The sequence below is a fragment of the Curtobacterium sp. VKM Ac-1395 genome (assembly GCF_015350975.1).
GTDB lineage: Bacteria > Actinomycetota > Actinomycetes > Actinomycetales > Microbacteriaceae > Curtobacterium.
In genome coordinates, this window is sequence record NZ_JADKRX010000002.1 from 821,198 (window position 1) to 835,157 (window position 13,960).

General features: G+C 71.2%; 14 protein-coding genes. 9 read left to right on the forward strand and 5 right to left on the reverse strand.

Features of this window, described 5'->3' with window-relative positions; translation table 11 throughout:
• Positions 1-88: 88 nt before the first annotated feature.
• The gene (locus tag ITJ68_RS08445; protein WP_194660770.1) at positions 89-2,362 is read left to right on the forward strand and encodes a polyribonucleotide nucleotidyltransferase; all 2,274 of its coding nucleotides are present in this window, start codon (positions 89-91) and stop codon (positions 2,360-2,362) included.
• Between the two features lie 71 nt (positions 2,363-2,433).
• Here the strand turns inward: ITJ68_RS08445 and ITJ68_RS08450 are convergent, their stop codons facing one another.
• The 3 genes from ITJ68_RS08450 to ITJ68_RS08460 all read right to left on the reverse strand — a co-directional run bounded on the left by ITJ68_RS08450 (position 2,434) and on the right by ITJ68_RS08460 (position 4,865).
• Complete coding sequence (locus ITJ68_RS08450; protein WP_194660771.1) at positions 2,434-2,961, reverse strand: YbhB/YbcL family Raf kinase inhibitor-like protein; 528 nt, start codon at positions 2,959-2,961, stop codon at positions 2,434-2,436.
• Positions 2,962-3,096: 135 nt separating this feature from the next.
• Positions 3,097-4,062, reverse strand: coding sequence for a ferritin-like domain-containing protein (locus tag ITJ68_RS08455; protein ID WP_194660772.1), 966 nt, complete (start codon positions 4,060-4,062; stop codon positions 3,097-3,099).
• A gap of 152 nt (positions 4,063-4,214) precedes the next feature.
• Positions 4,215-4,865 carry a TetR/AcrR family transcriptional regulator gene (locus ITJ68_RS08460; RefSeq protein ID WP_194660773.1) on the reverse strand — a complete coding sequence of 217 codons (651 nt, stop codon included), beginning with the start codon at positions 4,863-4,865 and terminating at the stop codon, positions 4,215-4,217.
• A 251-nt stretch (positions 4,866-5,116) separates the two neighbouring features.
• On the opposite strand from ITJ68_RS08460, the gene ITJ68_RS08465 reads away from it, so the two are divergent.
• Together ITJ68_RS08465 and ITJ68_RS08470 are read left to right on the forward strand one after the other, a co-directional pair.
• On the forward strand, positions 5,117-6,454 hold the full coding sequence (locus ITJ68_RS08465; RefSeq protein ID WP_194660774.1) for a M16 family metallopeptidase: 1,338 nt from the start codon (positions 5,117-5,119) through the stop codon (positions 6,452-6,454).
• 5 nt (positions 6,455-6,459) lie between these two features.
• The gene (locus ITJ68_RS08470; protein WP_194628142.1) at positions 6,460-7,062 is read left to right on the forward strand and encodes a histidine phosphatase family protein; all 603 of its coding nucleotides are present in this window, start codon (positions 6,460-6,462) and stop codon (positions 7,060-7,062) included.
• 3 nt (positions 7,063-7,065) lie between these two features.
• Here the strand turns inward: ITJ68_RS08470 and ITJ68_RS08475 are convergent, their stop codons facing one another.
• Entirely contained in the window at positions 7,066-7,554 is a 489-nt protein-coding gene (locus tag ITJ68_RS08475; protein ID WP_194660775.1) for a GNAT family N-acetyltransferase, read from the reverse strand.
• Between the two features lie 22 nt (positions 7,555-7,576).
• Between ITJ68_RS08475 and dapB the strand changes: the two genes are divergently transcribed.
• Positions 7,577-8,323: a 4-hydroxy-tetrahydrodipicolinate reductase gene (gene dapB / locus ITJ68_RS08480; RefSeq protein ID WP_194660776.1), complete on the forward strand. Its 747-nt coding sequence runs from the start codon at positions 7,577-7,579 to the stop codon at positions 8,321-8,323.
• 12 nt (positions 8,324-8,335) lie between these two features.
• Positions 8,336-8,782 carry a hypothetical protein gene (locus ITJ68_RS08485; RefSeq protein WP_194660777.1) on the forward strand — a complete coding sequence of 149 codons (447 nt, stop codon included), beginning with the start codon at positions 8,336-8,338 and terminating at the stop codon, positions 8,780-8,782.
• Here the strand turns inward: ITJ68_RS08485 and ITJ68_RS08490 are convergent.
• Positions 8,779-9,702, reverse strand: a complete 924-nt coding sequence (locus ITJ68_RS08490; RefSeq protein ID WP_228504868.1) for a TIGR01777 family oxidoreductase — start codon at positions 9,700-9,702, stop codon at positions 8,779-8,781. The two genes, ITJ68_RS08485 and ITJ68_RS08490, sit on opposite strands and share 4 nt — an antisense overlap.
• Before the next feature lie 89 nt (positions 9,703-9,791).
• Here ITJ68_RS08490 and ITJ68_RS08495 point away from each other — a divergent pair, with 89 nt between their 5' ends.
• The 4 genes from ITJ68_RS08495 to ITJ68_RS08510 are packed head-to-tail and all read left to right on the forward strand — an operon-like array spanning position 9,792 to position 13,892.
• A complete protein-coding gene (locus tag ITJ68_RS08495; protein WP_268096834.1) occupies positions 9,792-10,622 on the forward strand; it encodes a thymidylate synthase in 831 nt (276 codons plus the stop codon).
• On the forward strand, positions 10,622-11,134 hold the full coding sequence (locus tag ITJ68_RS08500; protein WP_194660778.1) for a dihydrofolate reductase: 513 nt from the start codon (positions 10,622-10,624) through the stop codon (positions 11,132-11,134). Before ITJ68_RS08495 ends, ITJ68_RS08500 begins: the two co-directional genes overlap by 1 nt.
• Before the next feature lie 57 nt (positions 11,135-11,191).
• Positions 11,192-12,169: a 4-hydroxy-tetrahydrodipicolinate synthase gene (gene dapA, locus ITJ68_RS08505; protein ID WP_194660779.1), complete on the forward strand. Its 978-nt coding sequence runs from the start codon at positions 11,192-11,194 to the stop codon at positions 12,167-12,169.
• Between the two features lie 46 nt (positions 12,170-12,215).
• Positions 12,216-13,892 carry a ribonuclease J gene (locus ITJ68_RS08510; protein WP_194660780.1) on the forward strand — a complete coding sequence of 559 codons (1,677 nt, stop codon included), beginning with the start codon at positions 12,216-12,218 and terminating at the stop codon, positions 13,890-13,892.
• The last annotated feature ends 68 nt before the right edge of the window (positions 13,893-13,960 follow it).

Below are 13,960 nucleotides of genomic sequence, written 5' to 3' on the forward strand. Positions count from 1 at the left end.
GGCATGCGTTCCGCGTCGTGGAGCGCACGTGCACACACGTGTGCCCGAGGCCGGGTCTGCTGCACCACAGACGCAAGGAGGCATCCTCTTGGAGGGTCCCGAGATCAAGTTCGCTGAAGCGACCATCGACAACGGTCGCTACGGCACCAGGACGGTCCGGTTCGAGACCGGTCGTCTCGCGCAGCAGGCACAGGGTGCCGTCGCTGCGTACCTGGACGAAGAGACCATGCTGCTGTCGGCCACCAGCGCCGGCAAGCACCCGCGGGAGGGCTTCGACTTCTTCCCGCTGACGGTCGACGTCGAGGAGCGTTCCTACGCCGCCGGCAAGATCCCCGGCTCGTTCTTCCGCCGCGAAGGCCGCCCGAGCACCGAGGCGATCCTCGTCTGCCGGCTCATCGACCGGCCGCTGCGCCCGTCGTTCGTCGACGGTCTCCGCAACGAGGTCCAGATCGTCATCACCGTCCTGAGCATCGCCCCGGACGAGTTCTACGACGCGCTGGCCATCAACGCCGCGTCCGCGTCGACGCAGATCTCCGGTCTGCCGTTCTCCGGCCCGATCGCCGGTGTGCGCCTCGCGCTCATCGGTGACCAGTGGGTCGCGTTCCCGAAGGCGTCGCAGCTCGCCGAGGCCGTCTTCGACCTCACCGTCGCCGGCCGTGTCGTCACGGACGACGCGGGCAACGAGGACGTCGCGATCATGATGGTCGAGGCCGAGGCCACCGAGCACAGCTGGGACCTCATCCAGGGCGGCGCCACCAAGCCCGACGAGGCCGTCGTCGCGCAGGGTCTCGAGGCGGCGAAGCCGTTCCTCAAGTCCCTCGTCGAGGCCCAGGCCAAGCTCGCCGCGCAGTCGGCCAAGGAGATCCAGGACTACCCGGTCTTCCCGCCGTACGCCGACGAGGTCTACGCCGCCGTCGAGTCCATCGCGCTCGCCGAGCTCGGTGACGTCTACAAGATCGCCGCGAAGACCGAGCGTCAGGACGCCGACGACGCGCTCAAGTCGCGCGTCAAGGCCGCCATCGCCGAGCAGGTCACCGCGGGCACGCTGCCCGAGGTCGCCAACAGCCAGGTCAGCGCCGCGTACAAGTCGGTCACGAAGAAGGTCGTCCGCGGCCGCATCCTGACCGAGCAGGTCCGCATGGACGGCCGCGGCCTCGCCGACATCCGTCCGCTCGACGCCGAGGTCGCCGTGATCCCGCGCGTCCACGGTTCCGCGGTGTTCCAGCGCGGCGAGACGCAGATCCTCGGCGTCACCACGCTGAACATGCTCAAGATGGAGCAGCAGATCGACTCGCTGTCGCCCATCACGAAGAAGCGCTACCTGCACCACTACAACTTCCCGCCCTACTCGACCGGTGAGACCGGCCGCGTGGGTTCGCCGAAGCGTCGCGAGATCGGGCACGGCTTCCTCGCCGAGCGCGCCCTCGTGCCGGTGCTGCCGTCGCGTGACGAGTTCCCGTACGCCATCCGTCAGGTCTCCGAGGCGCTCAGCTCGAACGGCTCGACCTCGATGGGGTCCGTCTGCGCCTCGACCCTGTCGCTGCTCAACGCCGGTGTGCCCCTCAAGGCCCCCGTCGCCGGCATCGCCATGGGCCTGGTGTCCGACACCGTCGACGGCCAGACCCGCTACGCGGCGCTGACCGACATCCTCGGAGCCGAGGACGCCCTCGGTGACATGGACTTCAAGGTCGCCGGCACGTCCGAGTTCGTCACCGCGATCCAGCTCGACACCAAGCTCGACGGCATCCCGTCGTCGGTGCTCGACGCCGCGCTGAAGCAGGCCAAGGAGGCCCGCTCGGCCATCCTCGGTGTGCTGAACGAGGCGATCGACGGCCCCGACGAGATGGCCGACACCGCTCCGCGCGTCATCTCGGTGCAGATCCCCGTCGACAAGATCGGCGAGCTGATCGGCCCGAAGGGCAAGACGATCAACGGGATCCAGGACACCACCGGTGCCGACATCTCGATCGAGGACGACGGCACGGTCTACATCGGTGCCGTCGACGGTCCGTCCGCCGAGGCCGCGCGTGCGCAGGTCAACGCGATCGCGAACCCGACCAACCCGGAGATCGGGGACCAGTTCCTCGGCACCGTCGTGAAGATCGCCACGTTCGGCGCCTTCGTGTCGCTGCTCCCGGGCCGTGACGGTCTGCTCCACGTCTCCGAGGTCCGCAAGCTCGCCGGTGGCAAGCGCGTGGAGAACGTCGAGGACGTCCTGGGCGTCGGCCAGAAGATCCTGGTCGAGGTCACCAAGGTGGACGACCGCGGCAAGCTCTCGCTCGCGCCGGTCGTGGCCGACGACGTCGACACCGACGGTCGCGACGACCACGGGTCGCACGCCGAGGCTCCCGCCGAGGGCTGAGCCCCAGCACGACCGAACGGCCGCCACTCCTGCTGGAGTGGCGGCCGTTCCGCGTTGCGGGGTGCGGATGCTCAGCCCGCGGGGGTCTCCTGCGTGCCGGTGAGCTGTGCACGCCCGATGACGTGCTCGCGGAGGACGAACCCGACGACCGCGGGGGTGGCGTCGGCCGGGGCCTCGAGCACGGGCACGTCGAGGGCGCTCAGCGTGAAGACGTAGCGGTGCGAGCCGTGTCCGGCGGGCGGGGCGGCACCGAGGAACGTGTCCGTGCCGAACTCGTTGCGGCGGCGGAGCGCCTCGGCCGGCAGCAGCGCGTCGTCCGTGCCGGCACCAGCGGCCAGCTCGGTCGCGGACGCCGGGATGTCGGTGAGGCTCCAGTGCCAGAAGCCCGAACCGGTCGGCGCGTCGGGGTCGTACACGGTGAGCACGTAGCTCTTCGTGCCCTCGGGGGCGCCGGTCCAGGCGAGGGCGGGGGAGCGGTCGTCACCGCCGACGTCGGAGCCGCGCGCCGACGTGGGCAGTTCGCCGCCGTCGGTGAAGTCGGTGCTGGTGAGGGAGAAGGAGGGCACCTCGGGGAGGCGCCAGAGCGGGTCGTTGGCCATGTCCCCAGGCAACCACCCGGGCCCTGGTGGTGACCGGGAGGCACTGGTGGTGACCGGGAGACAGGGGAGAGGCCCGGTGCCAGCTGGCACCGGGCCTCCCGTCCTGGTGGTCGCGCTCACCGCGACCGTCGCGGATCAGGCCGGGCCGGTCGCGCTCCCGGGGTTGCCGCTCGCCACGATGGCGCCGTTGACGCCCTCGGGGAAGAAGCCGCCCTTGTCGATCTGGTTCGGGGTGAGGAACACGATGTTGAGCACGCGCTCCGCGGTGCGGCCGTACGCCAACGAGTTGGCGTCCGTCGGGACGAAGTTCACCGCTCCGGTGGACGTCGTGATGCCCTGGTCGTCGTCGGTCGGCCCGTCGAGCGAGTCGCGGGCGTCGGAGATCTTGTTGGCCGGCACCTGCAGCCCCTTGTCGAAGAGCTTCGAGCGGATGATGCCCGCGTGGTACGCCTCGACGGCCAGGATGCCCGCCGCTGCGCTGAGGTACGTCTTGTTGGTGATGAGCGGAGCCGCGCCCTTGTAGGCGGTGACCCCGACGTCCTCGAACACGTAGGCGCCGAGCAGGAAGGCCTCCTCGCTGGCGAAGGGGTCGAAGGTCCCCGTCGGCCCGACCACGCCCGCGGCCCGGGCGGCCGCGGTGAAGGCGTTCGTGAAGTCGATCTTCGGGCGCGAGACGGCCGCACCACCGAGCGCCGACCGCAGGAACGCCACGTGCGCGCGCTCGTCGTTGGCGATCTCGGTCGCGATCCCGCGGATGGCCGCGGTCTTGAACGGCACCTTGCTGCCGCCGACGACCGGCCCCTGGGGGTCGATGCCGGTGGTCATGCTGGCGGTCAGTCCGGTGCCGAACACGGCGCGGAGGTAGAACTCGGCCTCGAGGTACTCGAGGTTGAGCGCGAAGTTGAGGATGGCGGCGTCGGAGACGGCACCGTCCTCAGCGGGGGAGGCGGAGGCTCGGTCGGTGGTGAGCACCGAGGAGCCCAGCGCGGCGATGCCGGCTGAGGCGCCGGCGACGCCGGCGGCTGCGAAGAAGCGACGTCGATCGAGAGCGTTCTCGGCGCTCCGGTCGATGGCGTGACGGATGAATCGGTTGTCGAACATCGGTGTCCTCGTGACGTGCTGGCAGCACGGACCCTGCCGACGCTGCAGGGAAACGGGTCGGCCGGGCACGGTCGGCGGGTTGGTCGACCGTGGGGGTGAAGCTACCCCCGGACGGGGGCGTCCACCAGGGGCGACGCGGAAACCGGTCGGGGTCAGCCGGCGAGGACGCGTTCGGCGACGCGGCCGAGCGCGGCGGTGGCCGCGATGGCGTCGCCCGCGTACGCGCCGGACATCGCGCCGTCGCGGGCGAGCATCAGCTCGTCGGCGCCGTCGCCGGGCAGCGGGTGGCCCGCGTCCTGCAGCAGGTCGGCGAGCCGCTCCGTGTACCAGTCGCGGTGCGAGGCCACGACGACCCGGATCTGGTCGCGGGGGTCGTGGTACTCGGCCGCGGCGTTCAGGAACGCGCAGCCGCGGAAGGTCGGCGCGTTCACCTCGTCCGCCACGGCGGTGACCCAGGTGCGCACGGCGTCGGAGGCACTGCCGGCGTCCGCCACCAGGGCGTCGAAGGCCTGCTGCACACGGTCGTGCTGCGTGTGCACGTAGGCCAGGATCAGGTTGTCCTTGGACCCGTAGTGCTTGTAGAACGTCGCCTTCGTGACGCTGGCCTCGGAGATGAGACGGTCGACGCCGACGCTGTGGATGCCCTCTTCGTAGAAGAGCCGGTTCGCGGTCTCGAGGATGCGGACCTTCGCGCCGCCGGAACGGGGAGCCGGGGGGACGCTCGACCCGTCCGGCGACGCGAGGCCACTGGTGCTCTTCCCGAGGAGACGCTGGACGGTCGGTTGGGGGGAATCGACCGTCACAGCATGGCTCCTCGGTGGTCATCGGCTCCGCGGCTGAGTGGGGGAACTCGGTGCCGCCGAGGACTGATGTCCCGAGCCACCGGATCGGCATCTAGCGGGGGCTTCCGATCCGGCATGCATCACTGTAGCACGAAGGAGGACAGACAGACGAGTCGGTCTGTCCTCGATTTCTGTACCCCAGTTCGTGGCACAACGAGCCCAGACGCACAAGCTGGCAGGACCGCGCTGGATCATCAGTAGGCTCGACCGCGATGAACCACCCAGTGCCGTTGCCCCTCGAGGCCCCGGACACGTCGTTCCTGACGTCCGGGGGATCCTTCGTCCGCCGAACCGTGCTCCCCTCGGGCGTACGCGTGCTGACCGAGGCGGTTCCGGCATCCCACTCCACGAGCATCGGGTACTGGGTCGGTGTCGGGTCGCGGGACGAACGCGCGGGGCAGTTCGGCTCGACGCACTTCCTCGAACACCTGCTCTTCAAGGGCACGACCACCAGGAGCGCGCTCGACATCGCCGTCGCGTTCGACTCGGTCGGGGGCGAGCACAACGCCGCCACGGCCAAGGAGTACACCTGCTACTACGCCCGGGTGCGGGACGCCGACGTCCCGATGGCCGTGCGCGTCATCGGCGACATGGTGACGAACTCCGTGCTCGAGCCTGCCGCCTTCGACATCGAGCGCGGGGTCATCCTCGAGGAACTGGCGATGGCCGCGGACGACCCGGCCGACCTCGCCGGGGAGGCCTTCTTCGCGTCGGCGTTCGACGGGCACGCGCTCGGCCGGCCGATCGGTGGCACGCCGGAGAGCATCCGCGCCGTCCAGCGCGACGAGGTGATGGCGCACTACGCCGAGCACTACGCCCCGAACGGCCTGGTCATCACCGCGGCCGGAGCCGTGGACCACGAGCGCTTCTGCGCCCTGGTGGACGAGGTCTTCTCCTCGGCCGGACGCGCGCGGCCCGTCGACCGTCGCACCGCGAAGCCGGTGGCCGACCCGGTCGCCGAGAAGCTCTCGGTCGTGCACCGGCCGACCGAGCAGGTCAGCATGCTCCGCGGGTCGCAGGGCCTCGACCTCCGCGACGAGCGGCGTCCCGTGCTCAGCGTCCTCAACGCCGTCCTCGGCGGCGGCATGAGCTCACGCCTGTTCCAGGAGGTCCGTGAACGCCGCGGGCTCGCGTACGCCGTGTCCTCCTTCGCCCCCGCCTACCTCGACAACGGTGCCTTCGGGGTCTACGCCGGCTGCGCGCCCGACAACGTCGCCGGGGTCGTCGACATCATCGACGCCGAGTTCCGCCGCATGGTCGACGCCGGCATCACCGAGGACGAACTCCGCCGCGCGAAGGGCCAGATCGAGGGCGCGCTGACGCTCTCGCTCGAGGACTCGGACGCCCGGATGACCCGCCTCGGTCGCGCCGAGCTCGGCACCGGGGAGTTCACCGACCTCGACACCGCGCTGGAGCGCGTGGACCGCGTGACCACCGGCGACGTCCTGGACCTGGCCCGCGACCTGCTGACCCGCCCGACGATCACCGCGGTGGTCGGCGACGTCGAGCGGTCGGCGCTCGAGGCCGCTCTGGGCACCGGCGGTCGATGACGGAGATGTCGCACTACCTCTACCTCGTCCGACACGGCGAGCACCAGGACGCCGAGCACGGCCTGCGCGACGGCAAGCTGTCCGAGCGCGGCAAGCGGCAGTCGATGCTCATCGCCGACCGCCTCGGTGGCGTGCCCTTCGACGGCGTGTACCACTCGCCGCTCGAGGCCCCGAGCGAGACCGCGTCGTTCCTGGCGCAGCGCCTGCCCGCGATCCAGCCCGAGCCGTCGACGCTGCTGTTCGACTGCATCCCGTCCGGCCCGACGCCCGACATGCCCACGGCCTACAAGAAGTTCTACGGCGGGATCACCGAGGAGGAGATCATCGCCGGCCAGGCCCAGATGGGCGACGCCGTGGCCGAGTGGTTCACCCCGGCGATGCAGGACCGCCACGACCTCGTCATCACGCACAACGCGGTGATCGGCTGGTTCGTCCGCGAGGTCTTCCAGGCACCCGAGTGGCGGTGGATGGGGACGAACGTCGCCCACACCGCGCTCACCGTGATCCGGATCCGCTCCGCGAAGCCCGCCGAGCTCGTCACGCTCAACGACACGGCGCACCTGCCGGTCGAGCTCCGCACCGGCCTGCCGGTCGAGCAGCCGCTCTAGCGGTCAGACGCCCAGGCGGTACCAGGCGGTCGCGTTCGGGTTGTCGTTGAAGGGCTCGACGCGGTCGTAGCCCCGACTCCGGTACATGGCGCCGGCGGCGGCGAGCGAGTCGTTCGTGTCGAGCACGACCGCCGTCGCCCCGAACGCCGCGCCGGCCTGCTCCAGGGCATCCATGACGGCCGTGGCGACCCCGCGGCCGCGGCCCGCCGGCGTCACGAACACGTGCTTGACCTCGTACCGGACGTCGTCCCCGTCGTCGGCGATCCGCCGCAGCCCGCCGCACCCGACGGGGGTGTCGCCGTCGTACGCCACGACGAACACCCCGCGCGGTGGGGTGAACTCCTCGGCCGGTGTGCGCTTGCGCGAGTAGGAGCCCTGCGCGCTCGGGAAGGTGGCCTCGCGCTCGTCGAGGTAGGCGTCGAGCAGGGCGTCGACCTCCGGCAGGTCCGCCGGGACGGTGCGCACGGTGACCGGGATGCGATCGGTGGTCATGGGTCGATCCTAGGATGGGCGCATGGTCACTCCCGTCGCCGTCGTCGGCGCCACCGGTCGTCTCGGGGGCCTCGTGGCCGCCGTGGTGGACGACCTGCCCGAGTTCGAGCTCGTCGCCCGGCTGTCGTCGAAGGACGACGCCCACGAAGCCGGGCCAGCGGTCTTCAACGGCGCAGCGGTCGTCGTGGACGTCACCGTCCCGGCGCTCAGCCCCGCGATCGTCGAGCACGCCCTGGCGAGCGGCGCGAACGTCCTGGTCGGCACCTCGGGGTGGTCCGCCGCACGGCTGGCGTCGCTGCGGACGTCCCTGGCCGACCGACCGGAGCAGGGCGCCTTCGTGGTGCCGAACTTCTCGATCGGGTCGGTCCTCGGCACCCACCTCGCCACGATCGCCGCGCCGTGGTTCCCGTCGATCGAGATCGTCGAGACCCACCACGCCGGCAAGGTCGACTCCCCGTCCGGCACGGCCGTGCGCACCGCCGAGCTCATCGCCGAGGCCCGGCGCGAGGTCGGCCCCGTCGACGCGCCGCACGTCGACCAGCGCGCCCGCGGCCAGCAGGTCGCCAGCGTGCCGATCCACTCGCTGCGGCTGCCGGGCGTCAAGGCGCTGCAGGACGTCGTGCTGAGCGGCCCGGGGGAGACCCTGACGATCCGCCACGACACCACCGACGACGTCGCCTACGCCCCGGGCATCCGTGCCGCGCTGGCGGCGGTCGGCTCGATGCGCGGGCTCACCGTGGGCCTCGGCTCCGTGCTCGGCATCGGCTAGCGGAGAGCGCCGATGCATCTCCGTTCGCCGTTCTGGGGCGCCGCCCTGATGGCCCTGCTGCTCGCGCTCTACATCGTGCTCGTCGGGCAGCGCGCCGTGGCGTTCATCGCGACCGGGCTGCCGATCGGCATCGCGATCGGGGTCGCCCTCGCCGTCTTCGCGGTGATCGGTGCGCTCCTGCTCGTCCTGGAGTTCCGCTTCGGCCTGCGGATCACCCGGCTCGGTGCCCGGCTCGAACGCGAGCACGGCACACCGGCCGACGTCGTGCCCCTCCGACCGTCGGGGCGTCCCGACCGCGCCGCGGCGGACGACCTCTTCCCGCAGTACAAGGCCGAGGTCGAGGCAGCACCCGACGACTGGCGTGCCTGGTTCCGCCTCGGGGTCGTGTACGACGCCGCGGGGGACCGGAAGCGTGCGCGGGCGGCCATGCGGACCGCACTCGCGCACGCCAGGGGCTAGAACGCGGCGTCGACCGCGATCTCGGCCTGCGTGAAGCGGAACACGTAGCCCGACTCGAGCAGCTTCGTCGGCACCATCTGCTGGCTGGACAGGAGCATCTCGTCGGCCGCGTCCCGCAGCAGCGCCTTCAGTGCGAACTCCGGCAGACGGAAGACGTACGGCCGGTGCAGGTCCTCCGCGACGCGCTTGGTGATGCGGTCGGCGACGGCGGGCTCCGGGCCGGCCAGGTTCACCGGGCCCCGGACCTCCGACGCCGAGGCGGCGGTCGCGAGGTGCACGATCGCACCCACCTCGTCCTCGAGCGCGATCCACGGCCAGAACTGGCCGCCCGTGCCGAGCCGGCTGCCCAGGCCGAAGCGGGTCAGCGGGATGAGCGGCGCGAGCGCGCCACCACCCTGGCCGACGACGATGCCGGTGCGGAGCAGGACGACGCGGACGCCCTCCGGTGCCTCGGTGGCAGCGGCCTCCCACGCCGTGCAGACGTCGGCGAGGAACCCGCTGCCGGGCGCGGCGTCGTCCTGCAGCACGTCCGAGGGTCGGTCGCCGTAGACCCCTGACGCTGACCCGGACAGGAACAGGCGCGGCGGGGTCGTCGCCTGGCGCATGGCCTCGACCAGCGTGCTCGTGGCGTCGATGCGGGAGCGCTCGATCTCCTGCTTGTAGGCGTCCGTCCAGGGGAGCTTGCCGATGTTCGCCCCGGCGAGGTTGACGACCACGTCCGCGCCGTCGAGCACGGCCGGGTCGAGCGGCCGCTGCCCGGGTGCCCAGCGGAACTCGGTGGGGGTGTGCGGTTCGCGTCGGACCAGGGTCGACACGTGGTGCCCGGCCTCGCGCAGCGCGCGGACCAGGGGGGTCCCGATGAAGCCGGACGCGCCGGCCACCAGGATCGAGAGCGGCTGTTCCGCCATGTGGGCCTCCATGGCTGCCACGGTACTCAGCAGCCTGGAGGCTCGGCGCGCGTCCCGCCCCGCGTCTCGCGCGTGTGGGTGGTCGCGCTTACGATCGTCTGGTGACCGACACCGCGACCGTCCTGCCCGACGCCTCCGTCTCGACCCCGTACGAGGACCTCCTGCGGCGTGTGCTGGACGAGGGCGCGCCCAAGGGCGACCGCACCGGCACGGGGACGCGCAGCGTCTTCGGCGCGCAGCTCCGCTACGACCTGTCCGAGGGCTTCCCGCTCGTCACGACGAAGCGGGTGCACTTCAAGTCGATCGCGTACGAGCTCCTCTGGTTCCTCCGCGGTGACGGCAACGCCACCTGGCTGCAGGAGCACGGCGTGCGGATCTGGAACGAGTGGGCCGGTGCCGACGGCGACCTCGGCCCGGTCTACGGCGTGCAGTGGCGCTCGTGGCCGACCCCGTCGGGTGCGCACGTCGACCAGATCGCCCAGGTGATCGAGCAGATCAAGGACAACCCCGACTCCCGCCGGCTCATCGTGTCGGCGTGGAACGTCGCGGACATCCCGGACATGGCCCTGGCGCCCTGCCACGCGTTCTTCCAGTTCTACGTCAACGACGGCAAGCTCTCGTGCCAGCTCTACCAGCGGAGCGCGGACATGTTCCTCGGCGTGCCGTTCAACATCGCCTCCTACGCCCTGCTCACGCACATGATCGCCGCGCAGACCGGGCTCCAGGTCGGGGACTTCGTGTGGACCGGCGGCGACTGCCACATCTACGACAACCACGTCGAGCAGGTCCGCGAGCAGCTGTCCCGCACGGCGTACGCGCCCCCGACGCTCGAGCTCGCCCCGCGGGACTCCATCGACGACTACCGGTACGAGGACTTCACCGTCGTCGGGTACCACCACCACCCGGCGATCTCCGGCGCGGTCGCGGTCTGATGGCGGACGGCACCTGGGTCGAGCCCGTCCGGGGGATCGGCATGGTCTGGGCACGCTCCGTGGGCGGAGTCATCGGGGCCGACGGCGGGATGCCCTGGCACGTCCCCGAGGACCTCGCGCACTTCCGCCAGGTGACCGGTTCGTCGACCGTCGTGATGGGCCGTCGGACCTGGGAGTCCCTCCCGGAGCGCTTCCGCCCGCTGCCCGGCCGCCGGAACGTCGTGCTCACCCGCGACACCGGGTGGAGCGCCGACGGGGCCGTCGTCGTGCACGACCTCGCGGCGGCGCTCGACACCGACGAGCCCGTGTGGGTCATCGGCGGTGGCCAGGTGTACGCCGCGGCCCTGCCGTTCGCCGACCGGGTCTCCGAGACCGTGATCGACGTCGAGGTCGACGGCGACACCGTCGCGCCGGTGCTCGACGACGGCTGGGACCTCGTCGACGACGGGCCGTGGCAGGAGTCCCGCGCGGGCCTGCGCCACCGGTTCCTCGAGTGGCGCCGCCGAGCATGACCGTCACCGTCTGTCCGGACGGCCGTTCCGACGCGCATCCCCGGTACGCTGGTTCCCGTGTCCACGCGTGAGAATCCCTTCGGTCAGGTCCTCGTCGCCCTCGTGACCCCGTTCACCGCCGACGGCGAAGTCGACTGGGCGGGCGTCGAGCGGCACATCGACGACTGCATCACCGCCGGGGCCGACGGCATCGTCGTGACCGGCACCACCGGCGAGACCTCGACCCTCACCGACCCCGAGAAGCTCCGTCTGGTCGAGGTCGGCAAGTCCGTCGCCGCCGGTCGCGCGAAGATCATCACGGGCGGTGGCTCGAACGAGACCGCGCACGCCATCCACCTCTACAAGCAGAGCGAGCGGGCCGGCGCCGACGGCGTGATGATCGTCACGCCGTACTACAACAAGCCGACCCAGGCGGGCGTGCTGACCCACTTCCGGATGATCGCGGACGCCACCGACCTGCCGGTGATCCTGTACGACATCCCCGGACGCACGGGCATCCCCATCACGTACGACACCATCCTCCGGGCGTCGAAGCACCCCAACATCCTCGCCGTGAAGGACGCCAAGGGCGACTTCGCCGAGGTCTCCCGCGTGCTGAACAACACCGACCTGATGTACTTCTCCGGGGACGACACCAACGTCCTCCCGCACCTGTCCATCGGTGCCACCGGGCTGATCGGGGTGACCGCGAACATCACCAGCGCGCCGTACCGCACGATCGTCGACGCCGTGAACGCCGGCGACCTGGCGACCGCCACGCGGGAGCACCAGCGCCTCGAGCCCCTCGTGCGCGCCGTCATGACGCACGTGCCCGGCACCGTCGCCGCGAAGTACATCCTGCACGGGCTCGGCCGCATCGGCAGCCCGCGCGTCCGTCTGCCGCTCGTCGGCCCCGAGGACTCCGAGGCGTACGCCATCGAGACCTCGCTCGAAGCCGTGCACGGGATCCCCGGCGCCGACTTCTCCAACTTCCGCCCCGACCGCAACGCGGCCGCCGGCGGTGCGCTTCCGAAGGTGCCAGGCACCACCCGTTGATCGACCGCGGCGCGCGGGTGCGCGCCGCCGAAGCAGTCAGGACCGAATGCCCACGCAAGTCTCCGAACCCCAGCCCCTCGAGCCGGGCACCCTCCGTGTCATCCCCATCGGGGGACTCGGCGAGATCGGTCGCAACATGACCGTCTACGAGTACGAGGGCAAGCTGCTCGTCGTCGACGCCGGCGTGCTCTTCCCCGAGGAGCACCAGCCGGGCGTCGACCTGATCCTGCCCGACTTCTCGCCGATCCGGGACCGCCTCGACGACGTCCTCGGTGTCGTGCTCACGCACGGCCACGAGGACCACATCGGCGCCGTCCCGTACCTGCTGAAGCTCCGCGCGGACATCCCGCTCATCGGCTCGACGCTGACCCTCGCGCTGGTCGAGGCCAAGCTCAAGGAACACCGGATCAAGCCGTACACGCTCGTCGTGGCCGAGGACCAGACCGAGCAGATGGGCCCGTTCCACCTCGAGTTCGTCGCGGTGAACCACTCCATCCCGGACGCCCTCGCCGTCGCCATCACCACCCCCGCCGGGCGCGTGCTGCACACCGGCGACTTCAAGATGGACCAGCTGCCGCTCGACGACCGCATCACCGACCTCCGCGCCTTCGCGCGGCTCGGCGAGGCCGGCGTCGACCTGTTCCTGCCGGACTCGACCAACGCCGACGTCCCAGGGTTCACCGCTCCGGAGCGCGACATCGGCCCGGTGCTGGAGAACATCATCATGCGGGCGCGCAAGAAGGTCGTCGTCGCGAGCTTCTCCTCGCACGTGCACCGCGTCCAGCAGGTCCTCGACGCCGCCGCGGCCGCGAACCGCAAGGTCGCGTTCATGGGCCGCTCGATGATCCGCAACATGACGATCGCCGCCGAGCTCGGGTACCTGCGGGTGCCGGAGAACGTGCTGATCGACACGAAGAAGGCCAAGAACGTCCCGGACGACCAGATCGTCTACATGTCGACGGGGTCGCAGGGCGAGCCGATGGCCGTCCTCGCCCGCATGGCGAACCTCGAACACCAGATCGAGATCGGCGAGGGCGACACCGTCATCCTGGCGTCCTCGCTCATCCCGGGCAACGAGAACGCCGTCTACCGCGTCATCGACGGCCTGACGAAGCTCGGCGCGAAGGTCGTCCACAAGGGCAACGCGAAGGTGCACGTCTCCGGCCACGCGTCGGCCGGCGAGCTCCTGTACTGCTACAACATCCTGCGTCCGCGCAACGTGCTGCCCGTCCACGGCGAGCACCGCCACCTCTACGCGAACGCCGACCTCGCGATCCAGACGGGTGTGCCGCCGCGCAACGTCATCCTCGGGCAGGACGGCATCGTCGTCGACCTCAAGGACGGTCTCGCGAGCGTCGTCGGCCAGCTCGACATCGGCTACGTCTACGTCGACGGCTCCACCGTGGGCGAGATCACCGACGCCGACCTCAAGGACCGCCGCGTCCTGGCGGAAGAGGGCTTCATCTCGATCGTCTGCGCCCTGGACTTCACCACGGGGCAGTGCGTGATCGGGCCGGAGATCTCCTCGCGCGGGTTCGCCGAGGACGACTCCGTCTTCGACGACGTCCGCCCGCAGATCGCCAAGGCCCTGGCCGACGCGGCCGGCAACGGCACGCACGACCAGCACGCGTTCAGCCAGGTCGTCCGCCGCACGGTGGGCCGCTGGGTGAACACGAAGCACCGCCGCCGTCCGATGATCGTCCCGGTGATCATCGAGGCGTAGCCGGTCCGGCGCGCAGCGCCGGTGCATCAGCCAGGAGGCTCGGTGCGGGTCCGTGACGGACCCGCACC